Source organism: Sphingomonas sp. GlSt437 (genome assembly GCF_048015635.2).
Lineage (GTDB): Bacteria > Pseudomonadota > Alphaproteobacteria > Sphingomonadales > Sphingomonadaceae > Sphingomonas.
This window is the reverse complement of record NZ_JBPGYA010000002.1, coordinates 394,696-410,058: the sequence shown is the minus strand read 5'-3', so window position 1 is coordinate 410,058 and position 15,363 is coordinate 394,696. Positions and strand designations below refer to the sequence as shown.

11 protein-coding genes are annotated in these 15,363 nt (G+C 63.1%); 2 read left to right on the top strand and 9 right to left on the bottom strand.

Annotated elements, in window-relative coordinates:
* The first annotated feature begins 9 nt into the window (after nucleotides 1-9).
* Nucleotides 10-1,053 (top strand): alanine racemase, encoded by a 1,044-nt coding sequence (gene alr / locus ACLB0R_RS11430; RefSeq protein WP_416643564.1) that lies wholly within the window; start codon nucleotides 10-12, stop codon nucleotides 1,051-1,053.
* Nucleotides 1,054-1,126: 73 nt separating this feature from the next.
* Here the strand turns inward: alr and ACLB0R_RS11425 are convergent, their stop codons facing one another.
* The 3 genes from ACLB0R_RS11425 to ACLB0R_RS11415 all read right to left on the bottom strand — a co-directional run bounded on the left by ACLB0R_RS11425 (nucleotide 1,127) and on the right by ACLB0R_RS11415 (nucleotide 6,767).
* Complete coding sequence (locus ACLB0R_RS11425; protein WP_416643565.1) at nucleotides 1,127-4,270, bottom strand: TonB-dependent receptor domain-containing protein; 3,144 nt, start codon at nucleotides 4,268-4,270, stop codon at nucleotides 1,127-1,129.
* 194 nt (nucleotides 4,271-4,464) lie between these two features.
* Nucleotides 4,465-5,637, bottom strand: coding sequence for an acetyl-CoA C-acetyltransferase (locus ACLB0R_RS11420; RefSeq protein WP_416643566.1), 1,173 nt, complete (start codon nucleotides 5,635-5,637; stop codon nucleotides 4,465-4,467).
* Between the two features lie 53 nt (nucleotides 5,638-5,690).
* Nucleotides 5,691-6,767, bottom strand: a complete 1,077-nt coding sequence (locus ACLB0R_RS11415) for an alpha/beta fold hydrolase (RefSeq protein WP_416643567.1) — start codon at nucleotides 6,765-6,767, stop codon at nucleotides 5,691-5,693.
* A gap of 14 nt (nucleotides 6,768-6,781) precedes the next feature.
* Here ACLB0R_RS11415 and phaR point away from each other — a divergent pair, with 14 nt between their 5' ends.
* On the top strand, nucleotides 6,782-7,321 hold the full coding sequence (gene phaR / locus ACLB0R_RS11410) for a polyhydroxyalkanoate synthesis repressor PhaR (protein WP_416643568.1): 540 nt from the start codon (nucleotides 6,782-6,784) through the stop codon (nucleotides 7,319-7,321).
* 3 nt (nucleotides 7,322-7,324) lie between these two features.
* On the opposite strand, the gene ACLB0R_RS11405 is transcribed toward phaR, so the two are convergent.
* From ACLB0R_RS11405 to atpA, 6 genes are all read right to left on the bottom strand, one after another.
* Complete coding sequence (locus tag ACLB0R_RS11405) at nucleotides 7,325-8,953, bottom strand: DUF6311 domain-containing protein (protein WP_416643569.1); 1,629 nt, start codon at nucleotides 8,951-8,953, stop codon at nucleotides 7,325-7,327.
* Nucleotides 8,937-10,514: a CpaF family protein gene (locus tag ACLB0R_RS11400; protein WP_416643570.1), complete on the bottom strand. Its 1,578-nt coding sequence runs from the start codon at nucleotides 10,512-10,514 to the stop codon at nucleotides 8,937-8,939. The genes ACLB0R_RS11405 and ACLB0R_RS11400 overlap by 17 nt, the downstream gene beginning before the upstream one ends.
* 125 nt (nucleotides 10,515-10,639) lie before the next feature.
* Nucleotides 10,640-10,891, bottom strand: a complete 252-nt coding sequence (locus ACLB0R_RS11395) for an ATP synthase F1 subunit epsilon (RefSeq protein ID WP_416643571.1) — start codon at nucleotides 10,889-10,891, stop codon at nucleotides 10,640-10,642.
* Nucleotides 10,892-11,018: 127 nt separating this feature from the next.
* Nucleotides 11,019-12,554 (bottom strand): F0F1 ATP synthase subunit beta, encoded by a 1,536-nt coding sequence (atpD, locus tag ACLB0R_RS11390; protein WP_416643572.1) that lies wholly within the window; start codon nucleotides 12,552-12,554, stop codon nucleotides 11,019-11,021.
* Between the two features lie 292 nt (nucleotides 12,555-12,846).
* Entirely contained in the window at nucleotides 12,847-13,725 is an 879-nt protein-coding gene (locus ACLB0R_RS11385; RefSeq protein ID WP_416643573.1) for a F0F1 ATP synthase subunit gamma, read from the bottom strand.
* A 98-nt stretch (nucleotides 13,726-13,823) separates the two neighbouring features.
* A complete protein-coding gene (gene atpA, locus ACLB0R_RS11380; protein ID WP_416643574.1) occupies nucleotides 13,824-15,353 on the bottom strand; it encodes a F0F1 ATP synthase subunit alpha in 1,530 nt (509 codons plus the stop codon).
* Nucleotides 15,354-15,363 lie beyond the last annotated feature (10 nt).

Sequence of the window (15,363 nt, the reverse complement as noted above, 5' to 3'; positions counted from 1 at the left end):
CGGGCAGCGATGACAAGCTCTTTACCCCAAGCGCCGCCAAGCCCACTCCGCTTGCGCTTCGATGCCGATGCGCTCGCTGCCAACTGGCGCGAACTGGCCCGAATGAGCGCGCCGGCGGCGTGTGGCGCGGCCGTGAAGGCCAATGGTTATGGCCTTGGCGCCAAGCGCGTTGCGCAGACGCTCGCCGAAGCTGGTTGCCGCGATTTCTTCGTCGCCACCTGGGCGGAAGCGATCGAGCTGGCGCCGCTGGGCCTCGATCTGTCGGTGCTGCACGGCGTGTTCGATGAGGATATGCCGGCGGCGCTTGAGCTTTCAAAAGCGGGGCTGGTGCGCCCGGTGCTCAACAGCCTCGATCAGATCGCGCGATGGCGTGACGCCGGCGGCGGCGAATGCCATGTGATGGTCGATACCGGGATGAACCGGCTCGGCATCGCGCCTGAGGATATCGCGGATGGGGCATTGCGGGGGCTGACCATCGATATCCTGATGAGCCATCTCGCCTGCGCTGACGAGGATGTGCCGATGAATGGCCGCCAGCGCGATGCCTTCGCGGCGCTTAAAGGTCAGACGGGCGCGGGCCGGCTGAGCCTCGCCAATTCCGCCGGCATTGCGCTCGGGCCCGATTATGCATTCGATCTCACCCGGCCGGGGCTTGCGCTGTACGGCGGTGTCCCGTGCGCGGAACTGGCGCATATGCGAATGGTCGCAACGCCCGAAGCCCGCGTGATCCAGCGCCGCACTGTGCGCCCCGGTGAGAGTATCGGCTATGGTGCAACCTATGTCGCGGCGAGCAACGTAGAAGTCGCGATCCTGCATATCGGCTATGCCGATGGCTATTTTCGCGGATTTTCCAACCACGGCCGCGCTTTTGCCGGTGATGTCGCGTTGCCCGTGCTTGGTCGCGTCTCGATGGATTTGACGGCGGTCGATGTCACGGGCGTGGACGTTGCCGAGGGCGATTGGGTCGCGCTCGACTACGCCTTGCCGCGAGCAGCAGCGGCAAGCGGTATGTCGCAATATGAATTGCTCACGGGGCTGGGTGGGCGTTTCTAACCCGGATATGTGAAGGCAAAAAAAGAGGCGCCCCGCAATGCGAGGCGCCTCAATTTTTTCTAGTGGCTGCGTTTTAGCGCAGGTTCGGGCCCAAGTTGATCTTGAAGCCAGAATAGAAGTAACGCCCATAGTTCTGGTAGATTGCGTCACCCGAGCCAGTACCCAGAGTGCCGTAGGGCGGGTACAGATTGAACAGGTTGTCGACGCCCACGTAGAACTGGAACTTCTTATTATCGATATCCTGCGACAGGCGGATATTCGAGTAGGTGTACTGCGGATAGCTCGTAACGCTCGCAATATTGGGGTACGTCGGTGCGCGTCCCTGGAACGTGTGCGTATTCTCAAACGCAACGCTCGTCGTCGCCTGCACGCCGATATACTGGAGTTGATAACGAAGGCTTAGGCCGTGCGGAGACTGTACGGTCAGCGACAGCGAGCCCTCGGTTTGCGGGTCACCGGTGTTGCCCAACTGTGCCGTACCAAAAGCCGGGTTGGCGGGGTTGGTAAAGTTGGTCCGCTCGAACAGGTAAGTGAACAACACGTTCGCGTTCAGTTTCCAGCCGCTGTCCCACCGCTTGGTGTAATTCAGCTCGGCATCGATACCCGACGTGCGCTGCTTCGCAAAGTTGACGCCAGCAGCGGTACCGACGTTGCCGTTCGGGAAGAAGCCCGTTGTTGGATCGCGGGGCTGCAGCAGTGCGCAATACTGATTGTTCAGGCTCGGCGAGTCGTAGCAGAGATTGAGGATCGTCTGCAGACCGAGCGACGCAATGAGGTTCGTGACCTCAATGTTGTAATAATCGACGGTCAGCGACAGGCCGCGCAGCCCCTTCGGTTCGGCAACGAAGCCGACCGTGAAGCTCTTGCCGGTTTCAGCCAGCAAATTCGGGTTGCCGGCGTTGAGGAAACCTTGCGACTGCTGGCGGAATGGAGTGTTGGCGAACGTCGCAAGATTAGGAATACCAGCGGCTTGGCAATTCGCGATGCGATTAGGCCCGCCGGTATTGATCGCAAGAACGTCGCATGGGTCGGTAACGAATGCGAAGTTCTGCGACGGAGAGAGATAAAGGTCGCTCTGCGTCGGTGCGCGAACCGCGACTGCGTAGCTGCCACGGAAGCGCAGATCGCGAATGGGCGCCCAAACACCGCCGATGTTGTACGACCACACGCCGCCCGTCTTGCTGTTATAGCTTGAGTAACGGGTTGCGGCGGAAAGCGTGAATTCCTTCGCGAACGGCACATCCTTCAGGATCGGCAACTCAATTTCGCCAAAGCCTTCAACCGTCTTCTGTGCCGGCGGCGTGAAATCGGCAATGGCGTTCAAGAACGTTCCGCCGGACTTGGTCAATGGATCGTACTGCGCAAACGCAGTTTCCGCACGATATTCGGCGCCGACGTTGAACTTGACCGGGCCGCCGGGCAGCGTGAAATATTTGCCCAGATCGCCAGTGAGGTTGAACGTGGCGTCGAATTCGCTGGCACGCTGAACGCGTGTCGCGGTCGTGTTGACGAAGTTCAGTGCCGCTTGCGACGGCGCGCCGACACCAAACAAATTGATCGGCACGCAATCCGGGCGGACATTGCCGCCGACCCCGGCGTTGACGTTACAGATCACCTTGTTGCCGCTTGGGCCAAGCACGAAGTTGCTGCCGGTGTAACCAACAGGTGCCGTAACGGCATTTGCCGCCAGCAAGTAACCGTCAGGATTGCCGTTCAGGTCGAAAAGGCGCAGGTTGTTGAGCGACCGCAGGAAGCTTGAATAGTGGCCATAGTTGAAAGCCAGCTCATACTTCCAGTTATCGTTAAACGTGCCCTTGAAGCCGCCAACGATGCGATACAGTTCGCGGTTCTGCAATTCACCGCGTCCGCCGAAATCTACGTTAAAGCGGTTGATGGGGAACACGCCGGTCGGGGTCGCGCAGTAACCGATGGACTGCAACGTCGCCAGAGCGCTTGCCTGCAGGAAGCCATTGCTGCAACTGACGTTGTTGGTCAAGGCGCCAAAGCCCGTTGAAAAGCTTGGCTGGCCTTCTTGGTTCACCTTGTATTTAACGTATTTGCCTTCCACGAAGACGCCGAGCAAATCCGAGAAGTCATAATGGCCCACAAGGTTGAACGAATAGCGCTGGTTGAGCGGATTCAACTGGCCAGTGTTGCGCAGGGTCGAGCCAAGGCCACCAACGGTATTGCTGCTGCCGCCGCCCGTAATGTCACGAAAATCGAGCGAAGGATTGCTCAGTACTAACTGACCGGCACTATTGAAGGCATAGCGCTGACCGCGGAGGGTCGTCGTCGCAGCGTTGGGCGACTGGCGGCATCGCGTAATGTCAGTGGCAACGGTCGCATTACAGATGGCGTTCAGACCGCCACCATCGAAAATCGTGCCATTGCGCACATTAGTAAAAAACTGAAGATCGGGAATACCGTTGCCGCCCGGCGGTTCCAACGCGGGATTCTGAGACAAATTGAACTGCGAACGACCGTTATACGCGCCGGTCTGATCCGGGCGGTCGATGAAGAACAGCGGGTTGAGGCGGGAAAACTCGCCCGCAATCGCGATGTTACCGCGGCCTTCGTTGAAGTTGCGGCCATAAACGCCGGACGCGAAGTATGAGCCGCGGTCACCGCGCTGCGATGCACCGCCCTGACCCTGGATCTTAAGACCTTCAAAGTCGGTCTTCAGCTTGAAGTTGACGACGCCGGCAATAGCGTCCGAACCGTAAACGGCCGAGTTACCGCCGGTCACGACTTCCACGCCGTCGAGCAGATCGGCGGGGATCGTGTTCACGTCCACCGAGTAGCTGCCGGGAACCGACGTGACGTGGCGACGGCCGTTGACCAGCACCAGGGTGCGCGCGGTGCCGAGACCGCGCAGATCGAGAATGCTGAGGCCCGAGGTGCCGATGAAGCGCGTCGAGTTGGCCTGGCTGAAGGTCGCGCGGAGCTGCGGCAGGTCGTTCAACGCGTCGCCAAGGTTAATCTGGCCGCGATCGAGCAGATCGTCGGCGCTGCGAATCGTGATTGGCGCCGGCGAATCGAGTGCGCTGCGGCCGATGCGCGACCCGGTCACGACGATCACGTTCTTGTCGTCGTCGTCGCTCGCCGCTGGAGCGGTCGTCGCAGCGGGCTTATCCGCCTTTTGCGCCAAGACTATCGCCGGGTTGACGAGGAACGTGCCTGCGAGCGCGGTCGCGCCTAGGAAACGATAAAGCTTCATTGCAAACCCCCTGGTTCATGAACATTACGTTCATTAAGGAGGAGAGCGTCTTTCGCATTCGAATGCAAGCGGCCAGTGCGTCCAAAGGGCGCAAATTGTCTTAAATTTGTATCAATAAGCTGGCGCTGTGGCTAATTTGCTACGCCCCGCTAGAGCGCTCGGGTTCGTGATAACAGCGTAAGCTCCTGGGCGATCTAGCGCTCCACGCACATTGCGATGCCCATGCCGCCACCGATGCACAATGTCGCCAGGCCTTTTTTGGCATCGCGTTTGCCCATTTCGTGGATCAGGCTGGTCAGGATCCGCGCGCCTGACGCACCGATGGGATGGCCGATCGCGATGGCGCCGCCATTGACGTTGACCTTGTCGGCATCCCAGCCAAGTTCCTTGCCGACCGCGAGCGCCTGTGCGGCGAACGCCTCGTTGGCTTCGATGAGGTCGAGGTCGGCCAGCGTCCAGCCGGCTTTCTCCAGCGCTTTGCGGCTCGCCGGCACCGGGCCGATGCCCATGATCGACGGGTCGACGCCGACCGACGCCCAGCTCGCAATCCGCGCCAGGATCGGCGCGCCGCGCCGCTCGGCTTCCTCGCGGCTCATGATGACCAGCGCGGCGGCGCCGTCGTTCAGGCCCGAGGCGTTGGCGGCCGTCACGGTGCCATCCTTCTTGAACGCGGGCTTCAAGCCTGACACGCTGTCGAGCGTGGCGCCAGCGCGGATATATTCGTCGTCGGCGACCACGGTGTCCCCCTTGCGCGTCTTGATCGTGACCGGGGCGATCTCGTCCTTGAAGCGGCCCGAGCTGCGCGCCGCTTCCGCCAGATTCTGCGAGCGCACCGAGAATGCGTCCTGCTCGCCGCGCGTGATCTGGTACTGCTCAGCCAGGTTTTCTGCGGTGATCCCCATGTGATAGCCGTTGAACACGTCGGTCAGGCCGTCCTTGATCATCGTGTCGACCAGGCTCAAGTCGCCCATTTTCGTACCGGGGCGCAGCGTCTGCGCATGGGGGCTTAGCGACATCGATTCCTGCCCGCCCGCCACGATCACCGTGGCATCGCCGCTCTGGATCGCCTGATAGGCGAGTGCAACGGCGCGCAGGCCCGATCCGCAGACCTGATTGACGCCCCAGGCGGGCTTTTCCTTTGGCACGCCGGCGTGCATCGAGGCTTGGCGCGCTGGGTTCTGGCCCTGCGCCGCAGTGAGCACCTGGCCGAGAATGACCTCGTCGACATCGTCGCCGGTGATGCCGGCATCCGCCATCGCTGCCTCGATCGCAATGCGGCCGAGCTCGTGCGCCGGGGTCGCGGCAAAGGCGCCCATGAAGCTGCCGACCGGCGTGCGCTTGGCGGCGGTGATGACGATATCGGTCATGGGGCTCGGGCTCCTTGGGCGGCCCTGGGGAATCGGGCAGCGCGGTTCCGCGCTTATCTAGTCCCGGTGATGGCGCTAATCCAGTCGGCAAGCGGCTCCCATAATTGCGCGCGCGCCTTGCCGCCGACGATCATGCCGACATGCCCTGCGGAGAGCTCGCGCCGGTTGGCGATGCCGCTGGCGCTCGCGGCGGGGACGATCCGATCCGACATTGAGACGAAATCGATCGTCGGGCAATCGAGAGCGCGCGGGTTGACCAATTGGTCTTTGATTCGCCAGCTCCCCGTGCCGGGAAGATCGGCACCGACGAACTCTTCGAACAGCTGCCGGCCAGCGGTGAAGGGCAGAGGGGCGCCGGCGTTCGCCCAATCCTCAAGCGCGACAAAATCGCGCGCCGCGGCGCTGGCGGGATCGAGCCCGGCAAATGTCTCATATTTCGAGATCGTCCGCCTTGGATCGAGCCGCCAGAAGCCCGATTGCAGGACTTCCATCGGCACCAGACCCATCGCCTCACACATTGGCTTCGAGGTCGACCACAGCGCGGCGATGTCCGCCTTGGCGCGCGCACCAAAGCCGGTGAAGTGCCACGGCGCCGCGATCATGGCGAGCCCGGCGACCGACGCCACCGCCGCCACGCCCGCCGCCAAGGTGCCGCCCAGGCAATAGCCGATCAGCACCGGCGGCTGGGCAAAACGGCGCACCAACGGCAGCAGCAGCCGCTCGACATGCTGCGTCAAATCGATGTCCCGCGCTGCAGCATCGGGCGTGCCCCAATCGATCAGAAAGGCGTTGAAGCCCTGCGCGGCCAGCCAGCGCATCAGCGATTGATGCGGCGCGAGATCGAGGATCGTCGGCGGGTTAATCAGCGACGGCACGACGATCACCGCGCGTGCATCGCTCGCTCGACTATAGCGGCGCAACCGCGCGCGGCCCTGCCGGTATCGAACGCCCGCCAGCTTGCGCGGCTTGCCGCGCAGTGCCGCTTGATACGCCGCCAATCCGGCCAGCGCGGCGGCTTCCCGTTCGCGCGATGCTGCAGTCTGTTCGCGCAATAGCTGCAGAAACAGCGGCAAGGGGCGCGGCCCGTGTTGCGGCGCGGCATGAAAGGGTGTTACAGCCCGGTTACTCACTCGTGGGGAATTCCATGAAAAAGTCCGGCGCCGGCGATACCGTCATCATCAAGAAATACGCCAATCGGCGTCTCTATAACACCGAGACGTCGTCGTACATCACGCTCGACCATCTCGCGGCGATGACGCGCGAGGGCCGCGAGTTCAAGGTCGTCGACGCCAAGACCGATGAGGACATCACCCACAATGTCCTCACCCAGATCATCATGGAAGAGGAAAGCCGCGGCCAGACGATGCTGCCGGTCAATTTCCTCCGTCAGCTGATCGCGATGTACGGCGATTCGATGCAGGCGATGGTGCCGGGCTATCTCGAAGCGGCGATGGAGGGGCTTCGACGCAACCAGGCGCAGTTCAAATCGGCAGTCGAAGGCGCCTTTGCGCACTCGCCTTTTGCCGAGATTGCCAAGCGCAACATGGCGATGTTCGAAGCGGCGACGTCAGCGTTCAAGCCGGGCGGTGCGGGTGCTGCGAGCGCGAGCAGTAAGGACGCCGAGATTGCGGCGCTGAAGGCCGAGCTCCAGTCGCTTCAGGCGAAGATCGACAAGCTCGGCTGAGCGTCAGCGCGGCGCGATGACCGTGCGGCCGTCGATATGCAGGATGCGCGCGCCGGCTGTGGTGGCAACGGCGGCTGGCAGTTTGGTCTGATTGATCAGGATGTACAGCCGACCGGGCACCAGCCTGCCCTGCTCGAGTGCCTCGGCCTCCGCCTGCAGCCGCTGGATTGTCGCCGTTCCGGCGCGCGCAGCATAAGCGGTGTTGACCGGGCGGCCCGCCTTGATCGCGCGCCACGTCACTTCCTGGTAGAGTTGCAGATCGAAGCCGACATCGCCCGACATGAACGCGATCGAGTTGGATTGCGCGATAAGCTGGTCCCAACGCGGATCGGGTGTGTGCTCGTAGAGGCGGTGATTGGCGGCGTCGGCGCTTTGCTGCCGGATCGTCGCGGCCATGCCGCCGAGGTCGAACACCTGCAGCGCGATCAGGCTGATGAGCAGCATGCCGGCGCGCTCGGCGGACAAGCGATAAACCGCGAGCAGCGCGAGCAGCACCAGCGTATAGGCCATCGGCCAGAACAGCCGACCTGAGGCGCGAACCGGATCGAGCAGGGCAGTCAGCGCGGCGGGCAGGGGTTGCCGCAGCAAGGCGACGGTCGCCAGCACGATCAGCGCCGGTGCGAGCCAGCGCAGGCGGGTAAGGACGGTCCGTTCTTCGCCCGCCATCGGGCGGCGCCATGCGATCGCGACGGCGGCAATCATCAGCACCAATCCACCCGCGCCGAGATATTGAAAGCCCTCGAACCAGGTATGACCGGCACTTGTCGGCATCAGCCTGGAGAAGCCGGCAATGCCCGGGTTCCACAACGCATCGATCGGCATGGCAAACCGACCAAGGCTGCCGGTCGACCTTTGCCCTTCGACCCCCATCCAGCGCGCCAATAGGGCGACGATCGCCAGAATGGTGACGCCATGGCCGATCAGCGCCACACGATCGCGCCCGCGCGCCTCGACAAAGCTCGCTAGCATTGCCGACGCCCAGATCGCCCCGACCATCACCAGCAAATAGCTGTGGATCATGGCGGTGATGGCGATCAGCGGCGCCCACCAGCGCAGTTTTGCGCGGCGCACGGGATCGAGGAACAACCACAGCGCTGCCAGGATCGTCCAATGCGCCATCAGATTGGCGTGCATGAAGCGATTGGCGAGCGTCGGTGGAAAAGCGAGCAACGCAACGCCTGCCCAAAGCGCGATCGGCCCAGGCGCATGCCGGCGCAGCAATAGCCAGGCAAAGAACGCCTGCAGGATCAGAGTCGCCAGGATGAACGGCCCGACCAATTGCGCGTCGGCGGGCAGCCAGGCGGCGAACGGCTTGGCGAGCAAGGTCAGCAATGGGTTGCTGTCGGTAAACAGCACCGGCTCGCCATCGGGCGCATTGAGCAGGGAATTTCTGAGCGAGGCGCCGGTCGTCGGATCGTGCCAATAGGCATGCGCGCCCAGCGCGTTCTCGCCATTGTCGGTGCCGCGCAGCAGCCAGCCGGCATTGCCGATATCGAGCACCTGCCAGCTGAACAGCGACAGGAAGAAGGCGAGCGGCAGAACCAGCAGGAGCAGCGGCGTAATCAGACGCGCTGTCACTCCCTGCCGCCGGCCCAGCGGCGCCGCCGCTTTCAGATCAAAGACAGGCTTCAAGATACGCCTGGTCGAAGCCGAACTGGCGCGCTTTTTCCAGCGTGTAGGGGCGCAGGCCCATGGCGCGATATTCGCCGACGATCTTGCCGTCGGCGCTCTCGTCGAGATATTCGAACTTGAACAGCTCCTGCGTCACGATCACCGCGCCTTCCATGCCGATCACCTCGGTGATGTTGGTGACGCGGCGGCTGCCGTCGCGCAGGCGCTTGACCTGGATGATGAGGTCAACCGAATCCGCGATCTGGCGGCTGATCGCCTCCTTCGGCACCTTGATGTCCGACATCATCACCATGTTCTCCATACGCGCCAGCGCTTCGCGCGGGGAGTTGGAGTGGAGCGTGGCCATGGATCCGTCATGGCCGGTATTCATCGCGGCGAGCAGATCGAAGCACTCGGACCCACGAATTTCGCCCAGGATGATGCGATCCGGCCGCATACGCAGCGCGTTCTTGACCAGATCGCGGATGGTGATTTCACCCTGACCTTCAAGGTTCGCCGGCCGGGTTTCGAGCGGCAGCCAATGCGGCTGCTGCAGGCGAAGTTCGGCAGCGTCTTCGATGGTCAGCACGCGCTCGCCAGGGTCGATCATCTTCGACAAGGCGTTGAGCATCGTCGTCTTGCCCGAGCCGGTACCGCCCGAGATGACCACGTTGAACCGGCAGGCACCGGCGATTTTCAGCGCGGTCGCCATCTTGGTCGACATCGAACCGAAGCCCGCCATCATGTCGAGTGTGATCGGCTTGGCCGAGAATTTACGGATCGAGATCGCGGTGCCGCGCAAGCTTAGCGGCGGCACGATCACGTTGACGCGGCTGCCGTCCTTCAGGCGGGCGTCGGCGAGCGGCGTGGTCTGGTCGACACGGCGGCCGACCGAGTTGCAGATGCGCTGCGCGATCTGGAACAGATGTTCCTCGTCGCGGAACTGGATATTGGCGAGCTCGAGCTTGCCCTTGCGCTCGACATAGGTCTGCTCGGGGCCATTGACCATGATGTCGGAGATTTCGGGATCGTTGAGCAACTCCTCGAGCGGCCCAAGGCCGAGCAATTCGTCGACGAGCACTTTTTCCAGCGCGAATTGCTCGCGGCGATTGAGCGTCAGCTTCAGCTCGGCGAGCACTTCGCCGATGATCGGGCGGAATTCCTCGGCCAGCTCGTCCTTGTTGAGCGTGGCGGCGGCTTCGGGATCGACGCGTTCGAGCAGGCGCGGCAGCACCTGCTCCTTGATCTTGTGGATCGAGCTTTCAAAGCCCTCCATGCGCGATTGGCCGGCATCGCCCGACGTCGCCTGGCGTTCGGCGAGCCGCGCCAGCGCGTCCATCGCCGCGCCAGGCATGGTGCCGGTCATCGGCACCGGGGGCAGATCGGCACTCGGCTGACCGTCAACGTCGCGCGGCAGCTCGACGCCAAGCGCGGTCGGGCTGATCGGCGGGAATTGATCGCCACCGTCGCTCTCGGCTACCGGACGCGCCGGGCCGCCGCCTTGCATGGGGCGGGCAATGCCGAAGGCGGGGCGCGCCGGTGCTGACGGGCTCGGTCCATTACGGCGCCCAAACGCGCTCATCGAAGCTGGTCCTCCTCGAACTGTATCGAGGGGAACTAGCCCACAAGCTTTGACAATTTCCTAACTACGCCTGTTCACGCAACAAGCCATTGCGCAGAAAGTCATTACGCCAGCGTTTTGGCGCGTCAGCCGACTTGTTCCGCCAGAATGGTGAGGCCGGTGGCATTAACCTCGGCAAAGCCGCCCTTAATGGGCAGGATTTCGGGCTCGGCCTTGTCGGTCTTGTAGATATGGAGCGCGCCGTCGCGGATCGTCGACATGAAAGGCGCGTGACCGTGCAGCACGCCGAAATCGCCCTCAGTGCCGGGGACGACGACTTGATAGACTTCTTCCGAGCGGACCAGCTTTTCCGGCGTGACGAGTTCAAAGTGCAGCATTTTCTTACCTTCTCCCTCTCCCCTTCAGGGGAGAGGGTCGGGGAGAGGGGGAGTTGGAGAGGGATGGCCGTACCACTGCCCCTCTCCCAACCCTCTCCCCTGAAGGGGAGAGGGCTAGAGCTTGGCCTTACGCTTCCTGCGCCAGCTTTTCGGCCTTGGCGACGGCTTCGTCGATGCCGCCGACCATGTAGAAGGCGCTCTCCGGCAGGTGATCATAGTCGCCGTTCACGACGGCCTTGAACGACTTGATCGTGTCTTCCAGCTGCACGAACTTGCCGGGGATGCCGGTGAACACCTCGGCGACGTGGAACGGCTGCGACAGGAAGCGCTGGATTTTGCGCGCGCGCGCGACGGTCAGCTTATCTTCTTCGGAAAGCTCGTCCATGCCGAGAATGGCGATGATGTCCTGCAGCGACTTGTACTTCTGCAGCGTCGCCTGAACGGCACGCGCCGTTTCGTAATGCTCCTGGCCAACCACGCGCGGTTCGAGCACCCGGCTGGTCGAATCGAGCGGGTCGACGGCGGGGTAAATGCCGAGTTCCGAAATCGCGCGGCTGAGCACGGTTGTCGCGTCCAAGTGCGCGAACGAGGTGGCCGGCGCCGGGTCGGTCAAGTCGTCGGCGGGGACGTAGATCGCCTGCACCGAAGTGATCGAGCCCTTGTTAGTCGAGGTGATGCGCTCCTGCAGCGCGCCCATGTCGGTCGACAGCGTCGGCTGATAGCCCACTGCCGAGGGAATGCGGCCGAGCAGCGCCGACACTTCCGACCCGGCCTGGGTAAAGCGGAAGATGTTGTCGACGAAGAACAGCACGTCCTGGCCTTCGACATCACGGAAATATTCGGCAATCGTCAGGCCGGAGAGCGCGACGCGGGCACGCGCGCCCGGCGGCTCGTTCATCTGGCCGTAAACGAGCGCAACCTTCGATCCTTCGGAGATCGCGTTGCCGTCCTTGTCCTTGGCGATAACGCCCGCGTCGAGGAATTCGTGGTACAGGTCGTTGCCCTCGCGGGTGCGCTCGCCGACGCCCGCGAACACGCTGGTGCCGCCATGGCCCTTGGCGATGTTGTTGATCAGTTCCTGGATCAGCACGGTCTTGCCGACGCCGGCGCCGCCGAACAGGCCGATCTTGCCGCCCTTGGCATAAGGCGCGAGCAGATCGATGACCTTGATGCCGGTGACGAGGATCGCAGCTTCGGTCGACTGGTCGATAAAGTCGGGCGCCTTGGCGTGGATCGGCGCCTTGAGGTCCGTGCCGACCGGCCCGCGCTCGTCGATCGGCTCGCCGACGACGTTCAAGATGCGGCCGAGCGTGGCCGGGCCGACTGGGACCTGGATCTGGCTGCCGGTGTCGGTCACGGTCTGGCCGCGAGTGAGCCCCTCGGTCGAGTCCATCGCGATCGTGCGCACGCTGTTCTCGCCCAGATGCTGCGCGACTTCGAGCACCAGCCGGTTGCCGTTATTGTCGGTCTCGAGCGCCGACAAAATGGCGGGCAGATTGCCCTGCGGGAACGCCACGTCGACGACGGCGCCGATCACCTGGCTGATACGGCCGACATTGTTGCTGCCGGAAACGGCTGCCGCCGGGGTGGGCGCATCCGCCTTGGGCTTGGTCGCGCGCGGCTTGCGGGCGGGCTTTGCTGCGGTTGGGGCTTCGGTTGCCATCGTGCTTTCCTTGTCTTTCTAATCTTCTTCGAACTACTCAGTATCGATAACGCATATACCGCCGCTGATCCTTCCAGCCTCTGCCAGACGACAAACCCGACTCCGCTCATTTTCAGGAGCCAAATTAGCCCGTCGAGCAACGCAGTCATCATATGGCGTAGTCATTGTGCTAGGATCAGTATTGCGAGATTTCTCCGAGCAAATTTTAATTGTCTGTTTCGCTGTATCTTCTTTTGTTTTGGACTGGCTGCACGCATTCAACGCCAACAGCACAACCCAAATCTCAAAAACTTTATAGAGCCTCCGCACCCGAGATAATCTCAACGAGTTCGGTCGTGATCGCGGCCTGGCGGGCGCGGTTATACTGAATGCTCAGCCGCTTGATCATATCGCCGGCATTGCGCGTCGCATTGTCCATCGCGGTCATCTGCGCGCCGAAGAAGCCGGCGTTGTTTTCGAGCAAGGCGCGGTAAAGCTGGATCGCGATGTTGCGCGGCAACAGCGCTTCCAGGATCGCTTCCTCGTCGGGCTCATATTCCATCGCGGAACCCGCGCCGGCATCAGCGGCAGGCGCGGCGTGGAGCGGCACGGGGATGATCTGCTGGACCGACGGCTCCTGCACCAATGCCGAGCGGAAGGTCGAATAGAACAGGTGCGCGATATCGAACTCGCCCGCCTCAAAGCGCGCGACGAGGTCAGCGGCGATGTCCTGCGCGGCCGCGAAGGTCGGGCTCTTGGTGCCGCTCATGTCGCGGTCGGCGTGGATCAGACCGGGGTAGAAACGGCTCAGCACCCGCGCCTTGCGGCCGACGACATAAAAGCGGACCTGCTTGCCCTGCGCGATCAACTCATCGGCGGTGCGGCGAGCCAAGCGGACGATGTTGGTGTTAAAGCCGCCGGCCAAACCCCGATCGGCAGTCGCGACGACGAGCAGATGGACCTGGTCCTTGCCGGTGCCGACGAGCAGCTTGGGGCTCGACGCGCTGATCGTCACTTTCGCCGCCAGCCGCGCCATCACGCCTTCCAGCCGCTCGGTATAGGGACGCGCGGCCACCGCCGCTTCCGTCGCGCGGCGCAGCTTGGCGGCGGCGACGGTCTTCATCGCCTTGGTGATCTTCTGCGTCGACTTCACTGAGCCGATGCGCAGTTTGAGGGCCTTTAGGCTCGCCATTCGTTCCTACCTCGTCGTCCCAGCGAAAGCTGGGACCTCGTGCAACAGGCCGTTCGCTCGCGGCCTGCGACCCCAGCGTGCGCTGGGGTGACGCTCAATCAAGCAAACACCTTGCCGAAATCGGCCAGCGCATCCTTCAGCTTCGCCTTGGTGTCGTCGGTGAAGTCGCGCTTATCACGGATATCGGCGAGCAGATCGGCGTGGTGGCTGCGGATATAGCCCAGCATTTCCGCCTCATAGCGCGTCACTGCCGGCACCGGCACGGCGTCGATAAAACCGTTGGTGCCTGCAAAGATCGAGACTACCTGCTCCTCGAACGGCATCGGCGCGAATTGCGCTTGCTTGAGCAGCTCGGTGAGCCGCGCGCCGCGGTTGAGCAGGCGCTGGGTCGAGGCGTCGAGGTCCGAGCCGAACTGCGCGAACGCCGCCATTTCGCGATACTGCGCCAGCTCAAGCTTGATCGAGCCGGCGACCTTCTTCATCGCCTTGGTCTGCGCCGATGATCCCACGCGCGACACCGAGAGCCCGACGTTGATCGCCGGGCGGATGCCGGCGAAGAACAGATCGGTTTCGAGGAAGATCTGGCCGTCGGTGATCGAAATCACGTTGGTCGGGATGTAGGCCGACACGTCGCCGGCCTGCGTCTCGATGATCGGCAGCGCGGTCAGCGAGCCATTGCCATTGGCGTCGTTCATCTTCGCCGCGCGCTCGAGCAAGCGCGAGTGCAGATAGAACACGTCGCCGGGATAAGCTTCGCGGCCCGGCGGGCGGCGCAGCAGCAGCGACATCTGGCGATACGCGACCGCCTGCTTCGACAAATCGTCGTAAACGATCACGGCGTGCATGCCGTTGTCGCGGAAATATTCACCCATCGCGCAGCCGGTATAGGGCGCGAGGAACTGCAGCGGCGCGGGTTCCGACGCGGTCGCGGCGACGACGATGGAATATTCCATCGCGCCATTTTCCTCGAGCATGCGAACGATCTGCGCGACCGTCGAGCGCTTCTGGCCGACCGCGACATAGATGCAATAGAGCTTCTTCGACTCGTCGTCGCCCTTGTTCGCCTCGCGCTGGTTGATGAAGGTGTCGATCGCGACCGCGGTCTTGCCGGTCTGGCGATCGCCGATGATCAGCTCGCGCTGGCCGCGACCGACGGGGACGAGCGCGTCTAGCGCCTTCAGGCCGGTCTGCACCGGCTCGTGCACCGACTTGCGCGGGATGATGCCCGGGGCCTTGACTTCGACGCGGCGCCGCTCGGTCGCGGCGATCGGGCCCTTGCCGTCGATCGGGTTGCCAAGGCCATCAACGACGCGGCCGAGCAGGCCCTTGCCGACCGGCACGTCGACGATCGTCTGGGTGCGCTTGACGGTATCGCCTTCCTTGATCTCGGCATCCGAGCCGAAGATCACGACGCCGACATTGTCGGCCTCAAGGTTGAGCGCCATGCCCTGCACGCCATTGGCGAACTCGACCATTTCGCCGGCCTGGACATTGTCGAGGCCGTAGATGCGCGCGATGCCGTCACCGACCGACAGCACCTGGCCGGTTTCGGAGACTTCGGCCTCGGTGCCGAAATTGGCGATCTGGTCCTTGATGACCTTGGAGATTTCTGCGGCGCGGATATCCATGATTCTAGCT

Coding starts and splice junctions, on each gene's coding strand:
- ACLB0R_RS11420 (WP_416643566.1), bottom strand. CDS start 5,637: ATGACCGATATCGTCATCACCGCCGCCAAGCGCACGCCGGTCGGCAGC.
- alr (WP_416643564.1), top strand. CDS start 10: ATGACAAGCTCTTTACCCCAAGCGCCGCCAAGCCCACTCCGCTTGCGC.
- atpA (WP_416643574.1), bottom strand. CDS start 15,353: ATGGATATCCGCGCCGCAGAAATCTCCAAGGTCATCAAGGACCAGATC.
- ACLB0R_RS11385 (WP_416643573.1), bottom strand. CDS start 13,725: ATGGCGAGCCTAAAGGCCCTCAAACTGCGCATCGGCTCAGTGAAGTCG.
- atpD (WP_416643572.1), bottom strand. CDS start 12,554: ATGGCAACCGAAGCCCCAACCGCAGCAAAGCCCGCCCGCAAGCCGCGC.
- phaR (WP_416643568.1), top strand. CDS start 6,782: ATGAAAAAGTCCGGCGCCGGCGATACCGTCATCATCAAGAAATACGCC.
- ACLB0R_RS11395 (WP_416643571.1), bottom strand. CDS start 10,891: ATGCTGCACTTTGAACTCGTCACGCCGGAAAAGCTGGTCCGCTCGGAA.
- ACLB0R_RS11425 (WP_416643565.1), bottom strand. CDS start 4,270: ATGAAGCTTTATCGTTTCCTAGGCGCGACCGCGCTCGCAGGCACGTTC.
- ACLB0R_RS11400 (WP_416643570.1), bottom strand. CDS start 10,514: ATGAGCGCGTTTGGGCGCCGTAATGGACCGAGCCCGTCAGCACCGGCG.